This window comes from Pseudobutyrivibrio sp. 49 (genome assembly GCF_900100545.1).
In the GTDB taxonomy this organism is placed as follows: Bacteria; Bacillota; Clostridia; order Lachnospirales; family Lachnospiraceae; genus Pseudobutyrivibrio.
On the sequence record NZ_FNDP01000024.1, the window covers coordinates 1 to 15277 of the forward strand.

Sequence of the window (15277 nt, forward strand, 5' to 3'; positions counted from 1 at the left end):
TCAGAAGATATCTGTATCGTGGAAAAGAAAATGTTCTTGCACAGAGCATACTGCTGGCAATCGGCTATGATATAAATAAGCTACATCATAAGATTGCTGCTGAGCGAACAGGAACACACCTGTTTGAATTGAAAAAAGCCTCATAATTTTTGACACTTCAAAATGAAAAAGGCAACAATGCGCCGATTATCACATCGGCTTGTTAAAGTACTCAATTTTTCACAATAACAATGAAAACCATTTCTCAAATCCACAATTTATGGTAAGAAAAAGGGGCCTCGCTTAGATGATTTAATCATCTAAAGCGACAGCCCCTTCTTTTTTTGTTAGTTTTTCACTTGTAATTGTGTTAGAATTACGGCTGTGAAATAATACGAGGAGTAATTTTATGAAGAAGTTTAAAAGTGTTTCATTTTGGCTGGTATATTTATGGCTTGGAATTTTTAGTGCTATTACTTATTTGGATTTATTATTAGGAGCAAGCAATCGATTAGTAATTAACAAATATACAATACATAATGTTTTGATTTGTTTTTTGATTAATATAATTTTCTTTAATCTGATTAAGAAAAAAGGTGCGTTACTGGTTGTATCTGGGGCGACTTTCCTTTGGAGTATCGTATCGCACTTCGTTTTGCAGCTTCACGGAAGTGCCCTTTGTTTTACTCTTTTTAAGAACTTCAAAACAGCGGTTTCTGTTATGAATCATTATCATTTATCCTTTAGTCCAAGGATAATATTTATAGTGCTTCTATTAGCAGTTAATGTGGCTGTGGTTCTTGCTTTCCCAAAGAAATTTATAGATGAATATTTTGAAGATAAGTTCCATTTAGTATGGAAGGGAATCTTTGCTGCTTTTGTAATATTCTATGGTTTTGTATCTTATAAAATCGCAAACAATAATATGAGCTGGGCTCCATTTTTTATCATAGAGCAGAGAGGCTATTGTTCATATTTGATTACTGACAGTATTTATTGCATTAATCATTTCAGTAAGCCAGAGGGTTATGATGAAGCGCTCGTTCCTACTGACGTAGAGGGCTGGGAGGATAAGGTTTCTGACACTCATCCGGATATTATTGTCATTTTAAATGAGACCTTTAGTGACATCACAAAATACAGCGATGTGAAAACAGATGTGAATCCTTTGGAGGCATTAGAGTCAATCGACAATCTGTATAAGGGATACTGTATTGTTCCTAATGCAGGAGGCGGAACAAATACTTCAGAGTATGAGCTTCTTACTTCTAATTCGACAGCCTTGCTTTCAACAGGTGCACCTTTTAACTATATAAATTTTGAAAAGCATAACGATACTATTGTGTCGTATTTAAAGAATAATGATTATGAGACCTTTGCTTTCCATTGTTATTCAAAGGAGAATTACAATCGAAAGATAGCCTACACAGCGATGGGATTTGACAATATATATCTTGGCCCAGATGCTTATGAATATCATCATAAAAATGGCAATAGAGACTGGCTTGATGAGGACAATTACAAGGATCTAATCAGGGTATATAATGAGTCATCGGATTCACCTAAGTTCATGTATCTTCTTACTTATCAGAATCATGGTGGCTATGAGCAGAACGACCCAGAGATGGATACTGTTCATTCCATAGGTGAATATGAAGTGTCTAATGATATTGTTGATGAATACGAGTCAAGTGTTAAACTTTCTGCAGAAGCCTTTAAGGAGTTAACAGATTATTATTCAAAAATCGACAGACCAGTTATTATTTGCATGCTTGGTGATCATACCTTTTCATATTCAACCTCTCTCAGTAAGGAAGGAGCTTCGCAGGAGGAAAAGGAAATTGATGACAGAACGGTTCCATATTTGATCTGGTCAAACTATGATATGGACAGAAGTATCTTCACGGAATACACCAGTATGATAGACTTACTTCCATCTGTTTTGTATTCAGCAGGAATTGAGTTGGATGATTACTACAAGCAGATTTTGAACCTACATGGTGTAATGCCAGGTAAAACTACTTTTGGTTCATATATAGATAACGATGGTAAGATAAATAATATCACCAATGACAAATCAGCAGAGGATGAATGGAATAAGTATTTATTTGCTGAATATAAGCGATTAACAAAATAATAAGGATTTGATAGAATACGTGATATGAAAAAAGGAAAGATTATTTTAGGAATTTTAATAGTGGCGTGGCTGGCAGTTATCTGGGGTCACAGTATGCAACCGGCAGATGTATCAGCTGGTGAGAGTGGAAAATGGCTCGAAGTACTATCAAAGATTTTCCCATTTTTACAAGGTGAAAATGGAGAACATTATGTCCGAAAGGCAGCTCATTTTACAGAGTATGCAATTTTGGGTGTATTACTTGCGCTTGAGCTGGCTTATTTTGTGAAGGGATGGCTTAGAAGATTTTTTGAGCCTGTTGCATTTGCGCTTTCAGCATCATTTATTGATGAGACAATTCAGCTTTTTGTAGAGGGTCGTTCAGGTCAGGTATCAGATATGTGGATTGATACAGCTGGCGCAGCCCTTGGTATTTTAATAACACTTGCGATTATTGGAAACAGAAGAGGCAAAAGAGCATATTAATAGTGTCTACTGGGTACTGTTATGGTAGAATTATTACATAAAAAATAATAGTTATGGCAAACGATTCGGAGGCATCATATGAGCAAAAAGAGAATAGTTATTGCACTTGGACATGACGCACTTGGCACAACTGTGCTGGAGCAGTGGAACGCTACAAAACGCACAGCGGTAGCAGTGGCAGAATTTATCGGGCAGGATTATCAGGTGGTCATCACCCACAGCAATGGCCCACAGGTTGGAATGATTCATACAGCACTTTCAGAGTTTTATCAGAATCATCCTGATTACACACCTACACCAATGTCGGTTTGTTCGGCAATGAGTCAGGGTTACATTGGGTACGATTTGCAGCAGGCTATTCGCTCTGAGCTTGTAGGACGTGGCATTTACAAGCCAGTATCCACAGTACTTACACAGGTTACTGTAGACCCATATGATGAAGCTTTTTATAAGCCAACAAAGATTATCGGAAGAATCCTTACAGAGGAAGAAGCCGAGGCTGAGGAGGCTAAGGGTAATCATACAGTTAAGGTAGAGGGAGGCTTCCGCAGAATTGTGGCAGCTCCAAAGCCTATGGAGATTGTAGAGATTGATGCTATCAAGGCACTTTGCGATGCAGATCAGGTGGTTATTGCAGCAGGTGGCGGCGGTATCCCAGTCCTCACACAGGACAACAAATTAAAGGGTGCTTCGGCAGTAGTTGAAAAGGATACAGCAGCAGGTCTTCTTGCTTCAGAGCTTGATGCAGATATGCTTGTTATCCTTACATCAGTTACAAAGGTTTGCAAGAACTTTGGACAGGCTGATGAGGAGCCACTGGATTACATCTCTGTAGCTGATGCAAAGAAGATGCTTGCAGCAGGAGAGTTTGGTGCGACAGATATGGCGCCAAAGATTCAGGCAGCTATTGATTATATTGGTGATTCAGCTATCCGTAAGGTGCTGATCACAAAGCTTTCTGATGCTGGAAATGCTGTTGGCGGACAGACTGGAACTATGATTGGAAAATAATTAAAATAAAAAATTTTAAGTATAGAGGATTCAGCTTAAATACGGGCTGAATCCTTTTTTTATAGGCATAATATATAAATGAAATTTAATAAAGTTGTTGAAAAAGTACGTTTTGTAGTTGTACAATGTTGAAAGTCTGAGTAAAAAAATATCCAAAATAACGGGGGATGAATGTATCATGAAGTTGAGAAAAATTAGGAACAGATATAAAAGATATCAAGCTTGGAAATGGAATGTTTGGAAAGCTAAGAGTGAAGCAAAACTCCCATTTCCAACAAGAGTGCAATATGCCCTGAGAGGCTTTTCGCCAGATGAGTATCGTTGGTTTGAGTTAGATAAAAATGATTATAAGGATTATATTTCTGAGCACGAGAGACTAAAAGCCAGAGAAATAAATGGCGGCTATAAATTCATATTAGATGACAAATTAGTTTTCGAGGAAATTGTTGGACAGTATGCAAATGTTCCCAAAAACTATGCGTGGGTCAATAATGGATTTGTATATGGTCTTCATGGAGATGGTATAAATAAAGAGAATCTTATTGAGTACCTTCAGAAATATAAAAAGACCGTTTTAAAATGGACAAACAGAGGCGGCGGTGGTGGTACCTATGTCATTACTTTTGAGAATGGTGAGTTTGATGTAAATGGAGAAAAAATAACTCCAGAAGAAGTGAGCAAACTATTCGATAGAGAAGGCAGCGCAATTCTTTGCGAGTATATTACTCAGTCTGAATTTGCTGCAAGCTTATACCCTTACACCACAAATACTATTAGATTGGTTTGTGCAAGAAAAAAGGGTGAGGAAAAAGCGCGCTTTATCTGTGCAATTCAAAGATGCGGATGTAAGAAAAGTATTCCTGTAGACAATGTCAGCAAAGGTGGCTTTACTATTTCTGTAGATGCAGAAACAGGTGAACTGGGAGCAGGCTACACCATTCACGGTGGTGAAGGAATAGAAGGAATATCGTTTAATTATCACCCAGATACCAATGAAGTATTTACAGGTAAAAGAATTCCTAACTGGAAGAATATTGTTAATGAGGTTGTAGAATTAACAAATAAACTGCCATATTTAAATTTTGTGGCATGGGATATATTGCTTACTGATGAAGGATTTTATATTATAGAAGGAAATGCTTCAAGCGGTTGCAGAATCTTCCAGATGGAGCATGGTGTGAAAAATGAGCTTTTAGGACAGGTCCTTTCAAGCTACGGAATTTTTTAAGGGATAGGAATAGGATGTTATGAATGGTAAACAGAATAATGAGATAAAGAATAAGACTATATCCAACTTGATTTGGAGATATGCTGAAAGATGTGGTGCACAGGGAATAAGTTTTGTAATTTCAATTGTTCTTGCAAGACTTCTTTCTCCAAGTGAATACGGAACAATTGCACTTGTTACCGTTTTCTTGTCTATCTTTCAAGTGTTTGTTGATAGTGGAATGGGAAGTGCACTTATTCAGAAAAAAGATGCAGATCAGTTAGACTTTTCCACAATCTTTTTCTTTAACATTTTCATGTGTCTTGTGATTTATGGAGTGTTCTATGCGGTTGCTCCATTAATTGCCAATTATTATGATAATAGCGAACTTACAGCGGTTATAAGAGTTCTTGGTATTACGATTATTATATCTGGTGTAAAGAATGTTCAGCAGGCATACGTATCTAAAAACTTGATTTTTAAGAAGTTTTTCTTTTCAACCTTGTTTGGAACTATGCTTGCAGGTGTTGTTGGAATAGTGCTTGCATATATGGGCTTTGGTGTATGGGCACTTGTAGCTCAGCAGGTTGTAAATACACTTGTTGATACAATTGTTCTTTGGGCGACAGTAAAGTGGAGACCAAAGATGATGTTCTCATTCGAGAGACTTAAGGGAATGTTTTCTTATGGATGGAAGCTGTTGCTTTCAAATCTTCTTAACACTGTCTACAATGACATAAGACAGCTTATTATTGGTAAGGTATATTCGGGTTCTGATCTTGCTTACTACAACAGAGGAAAGACTTTTCCAAATTTTGTAGTTAATAATATCAATACATCAATTAATAGTGTTCTTTTTCCTGTAATGTCGCAGGTACAGGATGATAAAGAAAAGTTAAAGAACATGACACGAAGAGCTATTATGACAAGTAGCTTTATCATGTGGCCATTTATGTTTGGCTTAATGGCAACTGGTAAGACGGTGTTCATATTATTGCTTACAGAAAAATGGCTTCCAAGTTTACCATTCTTATATATCTTCTGTTTTGTAAGTGGTATGCAGCCAATTCATACTGCAAACTTAAATGCTATCAAAGCTCAGGGAAAGAGCGATGTCTTCCTGAGATTAGAGGTTATTAAGAAGACAGTTGGTATTTTGATTATTTTAGGTACTATGAATATCAGCGTTTTTGCAATTGGTATGGGTTCAGTTTTCTATACTATTTTTGCTAGTGTGGTTAACGCCTTCCCAAATAAGTCATTGTTGGATTACAGCTATTTCGAACAGATAAAGGATATGATACCTTCATTCCTATTATCAGCTGCAATGTTTGCAATAGTTTATTTCTTACCATTACCAAAATTCTTACCATTAATTATCGTATTAATTATTCAGGTAATAGTTGGTGCTGTAGTATATGTTGGTGGTGCAAAATTATTCAAAATGCAGGCAGCAGAGTACGCATTTAGTACATTAATTAAGTTCAAAGATAGAAAAAAAGCAGCGTAAGACGTAAATAAAAAATCCATCCCCTATCATACATAAGGGATGGATTTTTTTATACTGGAATATATTTCATAAGTTTCTTAAAGCCAATTGCAAGAAGAAGAGTGATGCCAAAGCAAATGAAGAAATAGATATATTGATTAGACAGTCTGTTCTCTAGAAGAATCATGGGAATTCTTTGCAAAATATAAATCTCAAATACATTTTTTCCAAAATAATTTATTACTGGATTACAAAACTCAAAGAGTGTCGATAAAGCTACTATGGATAAAACAAAGGTTATTGTTGATAATTCGTAAGCAAGAAGAACGACATGTGAATTACCTGAAGTTTTACAAATCCAAAAACTAATAGTAAATGGTACAGCCATTAAAATAAATGCAATCACACGGTTCAAAATATTCTTTTTGAAAAAGTCATTTAGTTTATCTTTATAAATCTCAAAGAACATGCCAAGTGGGTAACAGAATATCGTGCTATACCAATGAAATCCTTTACCGAAGTGTCTAGTAAAGATTATATAAATCATAGCAAATAATGTAACTAGGATTGGGGTAAGAACATTGCTTTTATTTAAGATTTTACCAACTATAAATGTTGATACATACATGAAAAGAATTGCAAAAATATACCAATTGCTATTACCTAGTGATTTCCATGCAACGAACGCAAGTAAGATATCAGGAACTGAGTAATGTTCACCTACGATTATGCTGACAATCAAATAAAGAATAATTGCTAAATCAAACTGAATTAGAATTTTTAAAATTCTTTTTGGCATTGTATCAATGTAGTTATTTTTATTATGAAGAGAATACATGATGCCGTAGCCGGAATAGAAAAGAAACGTAGTGACGATTAGTTGATCAATTCCAAAGTTGAAGATTTCAAAAATTTTATCATATTTGCCAGCTGTTAGATATTGATTGATATGCCGCATAAATACAAACATAACAAAAATACCGTTGATTGCTGCTGTTTGATTGGGGCTGATATAGTCCGCACTTGGTTCTTTTCTGTAATGTACACCGAAAAGAGAAACCAAAATTACAAGTAATAAAATAAAATTCATAATATAACTCTCCCATAAAACATTGTGTAATAATACACTTTCTGATTATAACATTGTTTATTTGGCTATTGTTAATAAAATTCAGCTAGTCCAATAAGGAGATGATGAGTATTAATAGACAAAAAATGGAGTCTTTGACAGCTATATAGTTTTTGGGTATTATGTCAATATGAGCGAAGAAATAAAGTTTTCCGTTATAATGCCTACATACGGAGTGGGTGAATATATTGGTGATGCATTAGGATGTCTCATGATGCAGTCCTATGACAATTTTGAAGTTATCATTGTGGATGATTGTTCACCTGATAACAGTGCAGATATTGCTCGTAGTTTCATTAATCGTGACGATAGATTTGTGTATATAAAACATCCTGAAAATCAGGGCGTTTCTGCTGCCAGAAATACTGGCATCGAGCATGCCACAGGAGATTATATCCTCTTTTTAGATCCAGATGATTTATATGAGAAGAATCTTTTGAGAGTTTGTGCAGCAGCCTTGGAACGAAATCCTGTTGATCTTTTGGTTTATAGTTTTACAGAAGATTATCGTAATTACGAATCAGGAAAAATTGAATATATGAAGGGAATCACTCTGGAACTTTTGGATTATGATGACGATATGCTCACCACCAATGATCCAGTTACCATCCATAGATTAGCCATGCAGATGGAAGAAATAACCATGCTTGGTTATCCATGGAACAAGTGTTATAAGACCAGTGTGATTAAGAATAATAATCTTCGTTTTCAGAAGATAAAGCATGTGGAGGATATTTTATTTAACTGCGACATGTTAGATTTCACAGAGTCACTTACCATCTTAAATGATGTTCTTTACCACTATAGAAATCAGGGGCAGATGCGTTTGACTGGTGGAGATATTGATGATTATTTTGAGCTTCAGAAGATTCGCGTTAAGAGAATTTTTGATCAGCAGCAGAAATGGAAGACCTGTGATTTTGAGGCTCTTGGAATTTTATCAAAAGAGTATTTCAGAAGCTTTCAGTCTGCTATGGTTCGCCAGCTAGAGACTAAGACAAAAACCGATGAGATTTTGAAGTGGTGCAAGAACGAGGCAGCGACTCCAATTTACAAGGAGATGCGAAAGTATCTGCCAGATAATTCCCGCACTATTAAGATGCTATACAAGCCACTTGCGGAAGGAATGTTTGGAACAGCTCTTAAGCGTGCAAGGTTAATGGAATACACAAAGCATTATTTCCCAGGAGTGTTTAATAGAGCTAAGCAGTTAAGGTAGATTTGCCAGAATTTGGAAGATTTTGCCAAGCGTTATGTATTATAACGAAATCCCTTGAAAACCATTTTTTCGAGTGTTATATTTTATAACGAATTAGGCAATATCTATTAATTCAGGAACAGGCAATACCAAAAACTTTATATAAAGGGAGTAGTATGAAGCCATTTTATCCATGAATTTATGGATATGATGGCTTTTTTTAATGTTATGAAAACAGAGGAGAATAAGAGAATGAAAAAACAGAGATTTTTAGCTGTAGCTTGTGCAATGGCTATAGCTGCGGGGACAGTTGGTACATCTGCATTTGTATCGGTTGCGGCACCATACACTCAGGCAGATACACCATCACAGGTTACTTACGGAACACTTACACAGCAGGAGCTCGAAATCGTATACAAGTATTTTGATGCAGCTTACTATGCTTCAAAGTATGATGATGTGGTTGAGGCCCTTGGCACAGACGAGGCTCTTCTTTTAGAGCATTTTGTAAAGTGCGGTATCTTTGAAGGAAGAGAAGGATGGCCTACTTTTAATGCATCAGCTTACGCAAGTGCATATCCAGAGTTAAAGGATCTTTTCGGTCGTGATATCGTAAAGTACTTCGTACATTACTACACAAAGGGTATCAACGAGGGGCGTGATATTACAACAATCGCAGCTTGTGAGAAGGCTGGAATCAAGGTTATCTCACTCTTTGATGAGGATGATTTTGTTTCTACAGAAATTTATGCAGCTTCAAGACTTCTTGGAACAAATGATTACGCAACAGTTCAGAAGGCAGCTAATTCTGCAGCGAACAATGGTGCAGCAATTGTTAATCTTCCAAAGACAGAGACTAAGAGCACAGAGGTTTCTACAACAGAGACTTCTACAACAGAGGAGACTCCAGTAGTTTCTGAGACAGAAGAGAACAGCGGGGAGAGCGTAATTATTGCCACAGAAGAGGTTGCTGAGAAACTTGCAAAGAACGATCCAAATTATCAGGTTGCTGGAACAATTTCATTATCTGATGATCGTGAGGTTATGATTTTAGTTTATAAGAATGCTTCAGGTTCAGGCTATTCTTCAAAGTTCTATAATGACATCCAGGATGTTATTACAGATACAGAGATCAATCAGCAGGGAATCGTAGGTTTTATTCCAGCTGTTATCTTCACAGCACAGGAAGCAAATGCTCTTTGCGAAGGTGAGGAGTATGATATCGAGACTTTCGATATCAAGGAAGGAAACATCATCGGAACAGAGGGTGTAGTATTCCCAACAGACAACAATATTGAGAATGCAGAGTATCTCAAGCCAACAGAGTTCAAGTCTAATCACCAGAGAACAATGACAAATTATGTAAATGGAATTTACATGGATAATGCTCAGGTTGGTGGTGATGAGAACGGTACTGCTGACACAGAATACGAGGTAGGTACAATCACTTCTGAAGATGAGAATGGCAATGCTGTTGTTACAACAGTAATCTCAAATGATGAGACTGGCTTCAATTACGAAGTAACATATACATTTGATGGAGATCCTTACGGATTCGTACAGCCAAATGAGAAGCAGTTAGATAATTCTGCTGAATAAAACAATATAGATTTATGGGGCGAGCCGCAGGTGCTCGCCCTTGTTTTTTGTGTAGATTTGATTTTGTGATATAAAAGAGATATAATTGCCTTAGTGAGAAGGAGGGTTTAACATGACTGAGGGCGGTTTTTTAATTTTCTTTTTTGCGTTAATATTGTTAGTTGTCATTGTTGCAGTTATTGCAGTGGTATCTGCGGTTTCAGGTGCTGCGGCAGCAATTGTAGACGAAGAGGACGGCGAAGAGGATTAGTATAATCCAATTATGATTACAAAAGGCGTCTATGGTTATAGGCGTCTTTTTTTATGGGAGACTAGAGCTTGGATATCAAAATATTTATAGCTACACATAAGCCTTGTCAGCTGCCAGAACAGCCTTGTTACTATCCGATTCAGGTTGGAGCCCAAGGAAAGGATCCAATTTCATATAGCCAGGTAGGCATTTCGGAAAGAACAGGAGATATAATTCGTGATGATGGTGGAGAGAATATCTCTCAAAAGAATCCTTATTATTGTGAACTGACAGCCACATATTATATATGGAAAAATATTACAGCAGATGTAGTAGGGCTTTGCCACTACAGAAGATACTTTGCAAATAAAAAGAACTTGGGAACAGAAGCAGCCCCTTTTGAAAATGTGCTTACAGAAGATGAAATTGAGAAGCTCATGACAGAAGCGGATGTTGTTATTCCTAAGAGAAATAAATATTTCATTGAGACTCTATACAGTCACTATGCTCATACCATGGATGGCATGCATCTAGATGTGGCCCGAGATGTAATGGCGAAGATTTATCCAGAGGATTTGAAATACATGGATGCTATTTTTTCCAGAACAAATGGCAGCATGTATAACATGTGCATCATGAAGAAGGATATCTTTGATCAATATAGCGAGTGGCTTTTTGCTTTGTTAAAGGGCGTGGAAGATTGTGTGGATGTTACAGGACTAACAGCTTTTCAGGCACGTCTTTTTGGCCGTGTAAGTGAGATTCTTATGAATGTTTGGATTCTTAAGATTCAATCTGAGGGAAAGATTGTTACAGAAGTCACTGCAGCATACTCAGAGAAAATCAATTGGATAAAAAAGGGATATTGGTTCCTTCAGGCAAAGTTCTTTGGCAAGAAGTACACAAAGAGTGCATAAATTCGTGCTAAACTGTACCAAGTAGAGTATGGGTACTTTTATCGAAGGAATTGATTTATATGAAGAAGAAAAAGAAGAGAATAGGGCTGAAGATATTTTTAACTATTCTTATCTTGTTGTGCATGGGTTTTATTAGCCCATTAAAGCTAACTAAATATGATTTGCATTTTTCTACTCTTCCAGAAGAATTTGATGGGTATAAGATTGTTCAGATAAGCGATTTTCATTGTAAGGAATTCGGAAATAATGAAAGCCTACTTATCAAAACGGTCAAGAATACAAAGCCAGATTTGATTGTTCTTACGGGAGATATTGTTGATGAAGAACATACAGTAGATAATGCCAGATATCTTCTTGAGGGACTTCGTGATGTGGCTCCTATGTATTATGTTACAGGTAATCATGAGTATTACACTGATGGTCCGTATGGTGGTGCACCATATGATAAGTTCCGAGAGATATGTATTGAAAATGATGTTACTATTTTACATAACGAAACCGCTGAGATAGAAAAAGATGGCGCAAAGATTCGTATTAGTGGATTGGATTGGTGGGATTCTTCTGCGAATATGAGAGATGTACTAGGGTATGCAGATTTAAGTTACTTTAATATTTTGTTATGTCACGATGCCGCTAAATTTAATTTTTTATCTGAGTATGGATATGATTTATTATTCACTGGTCATATTCATGGAGGCCTTGTACGAGTTCCTATTGGTGGAGGAGTGTTTGCGTCTGACTATACTTTTTTCCCTAAGTACGATCATGGCTTATACAGGGAAAAGAATTCTACAATGGTGTGCAGCTCTGGGTTAGGAGATGCCAGAATACCTCGTTGGAACAATCCAAGAGAGGTTGTATTTGTGAAATTACACAAGGATTAGTATTAATATTTTTTGACTAGAAAGAGAGAGATGATTATGAAAATTGCAGTTGCAGGTACAGGTTATGTAGGTCTTTCTATTGCTACTTTGCTTGCACAGCATCATGAGGTTCATGCTGTAGACGTTATTCCTGAAAAAGTAGAGAAGTTAAATAAAAAGATTTCTCCTATTCAGGATGAATATATCGAAAAATATCTTAAAGAAAAAGAATTGAATCTGGTAGCCACTTTGGATGCAGAGGAGGCTTATACAGGTGCTGAATTTGTTGTTATTGCAGCACCTACAAATTATGATTCTCAGACCCAGTACTTTGATACATCAGCGGTTGAAAATGTTATTCAGCTTGTAATGAAGTATAACCCTGATGCAATCATGGTCATCAAATCTACTATTCCGGTAGGATTCACAAAGTCAGTAAGAGAAAAATATGGCTCAAAGAATATCCTTTTTAGCCCAGAGTTCTTACGTGAGAGCAAGGCTTTATATGATAATCTTTATCCTTCAAGAATCATTGTAGGAACAGATTTAGAGGACGAGAGACTTGTTAAGGCTGCTCATACCTTCGCAGGACTTCTTCAGGAAGGCGCTATCAAAGAGGATATTGATACACTTTTTATGGGCTTCACAGAGGCAGAAGCTGTTAAGCTTTTTGCTAATACTTATCTTGCGCTTCGCGTATCATATTTCAATGAGCTTGATACTTATGCAGAGATGAAGGGTCTTGATACACAGCAGATTATCAATGGCGTTTGCCTTGATCCTCGTATCGGCTCACATTACAATAATCCATCCTTTGGTTATGGTGGTTACTGCTTGCCAAAGGATACAAAGCAGCTTCTTGCAAACTATAAGGATGTTCCACAGGATATGATGTCAGCCATTGTAGAGAGCAACAGAACCCGTAAGGATTTCATTGCTGACAGAGTTCTTAAGAAGGCTGGTTACTATGGATATTCTGAAGGTAACACCTGGAATGCTGCAAGCGAAAAGCAGGTTACAGTTGGTGTATATCGTCTCACCATGAAATCTAATTCAGATAATTTCAGACAGAGTTCTATTCAGGGAATCATGAAGCGTATCAAGGCTAAGGGAGCTACAGTAATTATCTATGAGCCAACCCTTAATGACGGAGATACTTTCTTCGGAAGTGTTGTTGTAAATGACTTGGCAAAGTTCAAGGAAATGAGCGACAGCATTATCGCAAATAGATATGATTCTTGTTTGGACGATGTTATCGACAAGGTTTACACAAGAGATATATTCAAGAGAGATTAAATGAATTATAAAGATGGGAGATGGGATTTCTTATAATCCAATGTATTATGCAATATTTAATTCTATATGCTTTTTTAGCGGCGCTGTGTTTTTTTGGAGTAAAAATCAATGACAGCAAATCTGAAAAAGTATTGACTATACAAGCCAACGCTAATTTATTAAGAGGCGTATTTGCTATTTTTATCATATATACTCACTGCACTTTGGCATTTGAAAATTTGCCAATAGTGCTAATTCCCTTGAGGAAGGTAAGCACTTTTGGAGTGGGTTATTTCTTTATTCTATCTGGTTATGGATTGGCATATTCCTTTGGGAAAAAAGAGAATTATCTTAAAGGATTTCTTTCTGGCAAGCTAACAAAAATAGCTGTGCCAGCTCTAGTGTCATGCATAATTTCTTTGGTGGCAGAGCATTTTTTCCTATCATATGATTTGACAATTTTAAAGATTTTTACATCTATGAATTGGTGCATTTATTCACTCATAGTATTGTATATTGTTTTCTATTTAGTGTATAAATTTATGCCTTCACGTTTTGGACGAGTGATTGGCATGCTTATATTGACGGTTGTTATTACGGTGTTGATAGCCTTTGTAGTAAAAGGGATTGGACAAAAAATAACTGGGAAATAGTTTTGAGGATAATTAATAGGGGAAAAGCAATGAAAGAAAGAGTAATGAAAATTGAGAAACAAAAAATATATATACCACATGCGGAAATACCTGTAGTAGAGCAATGTAATTTAAATTGTAGTTTGTGTAATAGTCATGCATATCTAATAGATAATAGTGAATATCCATTGGAGCAGTTTAAGAAGGATGTTGATATCCTTTCTGAATATATACATTTTGGTTTTCTCACTTTTATGGGTGGAGAACCGCTCTTGTGTGAAAACCTTTATGAGTACATTAACTATGCTAAGGAAAAACAATTGGGAGAGGTATGTAGAGTTTTAACCAATGGTTTTTTGGTAAGAAAAATGTCTCCTGAACTAATGGAGGCAATGGATGTACTTGAGATATCTCATTATCCACAAATGAAAGCGACGGTTAGTGAATTAAATGATTATTTAGAACCGCTATCGAAAAAATATGGTTTTACATATTATATTAAGAAGATAAAGTATTTCAATTGTATAGATACTGTGGCTTTGTCAGAAGAAGCGGCACAGCAAGGCTATGAAAAATGTTCAAGAATAACGGATGGTTGTAGTATATTTAATGGTTATTATTATAAATGCATGCGTCCTAAAACGACGAATTTATATTTAGAAAAAGAGTACGGTATTATTTCTGATGTAAATATGAGAGAGGCCGATGGATTGAAAATCTCGGAAGAGAATTTTGTTGAGCGTTTCATTGCTTATCGTAATCGCAAGGAAAGGCTGGAGGCCTGCAAGTACTGTTTGATGGGGCTTGAAAGTGAATGCTCTGCAATTGAAGGACTTAAACATTGGGCATATGGTTATCCTTGGGTTATTAAAACGTTTTATAAAAGTCGATTTTTATATCATGGCTTTAAGATGTTTAAAAAGATTTTCCAATACGACGAAGGGGCACATTATACTTCGGACGAATATATCAGAACTGAATGTCACAAGGTTCGTGATAAAAGCAAAAGGCATCCTGTTTTATAACAGGATGCCTCTTATTTTATAATTGTGGCTAAATTGTGAAAAGTTACATAATAAGGAAGGAAAATTCATATATATTTTTAACAATTAATAATTGTCATCATTATTTATGCAGTTGTATAATT

General features: G+C 36.2%; 14 protein-coding genes. 13 read left to right on the forward strand and 1 reads right to left on the reverse strand.

The annotated features are described in order from the left end of the window. Window positions 1–388 precede the first annotated feature (388 nt). From BLP54_RS14040 to BLP54_RS14060, 5 genes are all read left to right on the forward strand, one after another. Window positions 389–2116, forward strand: a complete 1728-nt coding sequence (locus BLP54_RS14040) for an LTA synthase family protein (protein WP_090170795.1) — start codon at window positions 389–391, stop codon at window positions 2114–2116. Between the two features lie 24 nt (window positions 2117–2140). Beyond that, the gene (locus BLP54_RS14045) at window positions 2141–2581 is read left to right on the forward strand and encodes a VanZ family protein (protein ID WP_090170798.1); all 441 of its coding nucleotides are present in this window, start codon (window positions 2141–2143) and stop codon (window positions 2579–2581) included. A gap of 78 nt (window positions 2582–2659) precedes the next feature. Then, window positions 2660–3592 (forward strand): carbamate kinase, encoded by a 933-nt coding sequence (gene arcC, locus BLP54_RS14050; RefSeq protein WP_028247472.1) that lies wholly within the window; start codon window positions 2660–2662, stop codon window positions 3590–3592. A 178-nt stretch (window positions 3593–3770) separates the two neighbouring features. Further along, window positions 3771–4820 (forward strand): sugar-transfer associated ATP-grasp domain-containing protein, encoded by a 1050-nt coding sequence (locus BLP54_RS14055; RefSeq protein ID WP_090170801.1) that lies wholly within the window; start codon window positions 3771–3773, stop codon window positions 4818–4820. 19 nt (window positions 4821–4839) lie between these two features. After that, window positions 4840–6309 (forward strand): lipopolysaccharide biosynthesis protein, encoded by a 1470-nt coding sequence (locus BLP54_RS14060; RefSeq protein WP_090170803.1) that lies wholly within the window; start codon window positions 4840–4842, stop codon window positions 6307–6309. Between the two features lie 49 nt (window positions 6310–6358). Here the strand turns inward: BLP54_RS14060 and BLP54_RS14065 are convergent, their stop codons facing one another. Continuing rightward, a complete protein-coding gene (locus BLP54_RS14065) occupies window positions 6359–7378 on the reverse strand; it encodes an acyltransferase family protein (protein ID WP_090170806.1) in 1020 nt (339 codons plus the stop codon). Window positions 7379–7547: 169 nt separating this feature from the next. Between BLP54_RS14065 and BLP54_RS14070 the strand changes: the two genes are divergently transcribed. From BLP54_RS14070 to BLP54_RS14100, 8 genes are all read left to right on the forward strand, one after another. Continuing rightward, window positions 7548–8636 (forward strand): glycosyltransferase, encoded by a 1089-nt coding sequence (locus BLP54_RS14070; RefSeq protein WP_090170809.1) that lies wholly within the window; start codon window positions 7548–7550, stop codon window positions 8634–8636. A 231-nt stretch (window positions 8637–8867) separates the two neighbouring features. After that, entirely contained in the window at window positions 8868–10214 is a 1347-nt protein-coding gene (locus BLP54_RS14075) for a hypothetical protein (RefSeq protein ID WP_143002039.1), read from the forward strand. A gap of 112 nt (window positions 10215–10326) precedes the next feature. Beyond that, complete coding sequence (locus BLP54_RS15915; protein ID WP_015550308.1) at window positions 10327–10464, forward strand: hypothetical protein; 138 nt, start codon at window positions 10327–10329, stop codon at window positions 10462–10464. A gap of 68 nt (window positions 10465–10532) precedes the next feature. Beyond that, on the forward strand, window positions 10533–11360 hold the full coding sequence (locus tag BLP54_RS14080; RefSeq protein ID WP_090170815.1) for a DUF4422 domain-containing protein: 828 nt from the start codon (window positions 10533–10535) through the stop codon (window positions 11358–11360). 59 nt (window positions 11361–11419) lie between these two features. Further along, on the forward strand, window positions 11420–12244 hold the full coding sequence (locus BLP54_RS14085; protein WP_090170819.1) for a metallophosphoesterase: 825 nt from the start codon (window positions 11420–11422) through the stop codon (window positions 12242–12244). Between the two features lie 36 nt (window positions 12245–12280). Continuing rightward, window positions 12281–13519 (forward strand): nucleotide sugar dehydrogenase, encoded by a 1239-nt coding sequence (locus BLP54_RS14090; RefSeq protein ID WP_090170822.1) that lies wholly within the window; start codon window positions 12281–12283, stop codon window positions 13517–13519. 20 nt (window positions 13520–13539) lie between these two features. After that, window positions 13540–14151 carry an acyltransferase family protein gene (locus BLP54_RS14095; RefSeq protein ID WP_090170825.1) on the forward strand — a complete coding sequence of 204 codons (612 nt, stop codon included), beginning with the start codon at window positions 13540–13542 and terminating at the stop codon, window positions 14149–14151. Between the two features lie 29 nt (window positions 14152–14180). Further along, window positions 14181–15155: a radical SAM protein gene (locus BLP54_RS14100; protein ID WP_090170828.1), complete on the forward strand. Its 975-nt coding sequence runs from the start codon at window positions 14181–14183 to the stop codon at window positions 15153–15155. Window positions 15156–15277 lie beyond the last annotated feature (122 nt).

Bases quoted from the DNA above. Each gene is read 5' to 3' on its own strand.
- BLP54_RS14040 (WP_090170795.1), top strand. From the start codon at position 389: ATGAAGAAGTTTAAAAGTGTTTCATTTTGGCTGGTATATTTATGGCTT.
- BLP54_RS14045 (WP_090170798.1), top strand. From the start codon at position 2,141: ATGAAAAAAGGAAAGATTATTTTAGGAATTTTAATAGTGGCGTGGCTG.
- arcC (WP_028247472.1), top strand. From the start codon at position 2,660: ATGAGCAAAAAGAGAATAGTTATTGCACTTGGACATGACGCACTTGGC.
- BLP54_RS14055 (WP_090170801.1), top strand. From the start codon at position 3,771: ATGAAGTTGAGAAAAATTAGGAACAGATATAAAAGATATCAAGCTTGG.
- BLP54_RS14060 (WP_090170803.1), top strand. From the start codon at position 4,840: ATGAATGGTAAACAGAATAATGAGATAAAGAATAAGACTATATCCAAC.
- BLP54_RS14065 (WP_090170806.1), bottom strand. From the start codon at position 7,378: ATGAATTTTATTTTATTACTTGTAATTTTGGTTTCTCTTTTCGGTGTA.
- BLP54_RS14070 (WP_090170809.1), top strand. From the start codon at position 7,548: ATGAGCGAAGAAATAAAGTTTTCCGTTATAATGCCTACATACGGAGTG.
- BLP54_RS14075 (WP_143002039.1), top strand. From the start codon at position 8,868: ATGAAAAAACAGAGATTTTTAGCTGTAGCTTGTGCAATGGCTATAGCT.
- BLP54_RS15915 (WP_015550308.1), top strand. From the start codon at position 10,327: ATGACTGAGGGCGGTTTTTTAATTTTCTTTTTTGCGTTAATATTGTTA.
- BLP54_RS14085 (WP_090170819.1), top strand. From the start codon at position 11,420: ATGAAGAAGAAAAAGAAGAGAATAGGGCTGAAGATATTTTTAACTATT.
- BLP54_RS14090 (WP_090170822.1), top strand. From the start codon at position 12,281: ATGAAAATTGCAGTTGCAGGTACAGGTTATGTAGGTCTTTCTATTGCT.
- BLP54_RS14095 (WP_090170825.1), top strand. From the start codon at position 13,540: ATGGGATTTCTTATAATCCAATGTATTATGCAATATTTAATTCTATAT.
- BLP54_RS14100 (WP_090170828.1), top strand. From the start codon at position 14,181: ATGAAAGAAAGAGTAATGAAAATTGAGAAACAAAAAATATATATACCA.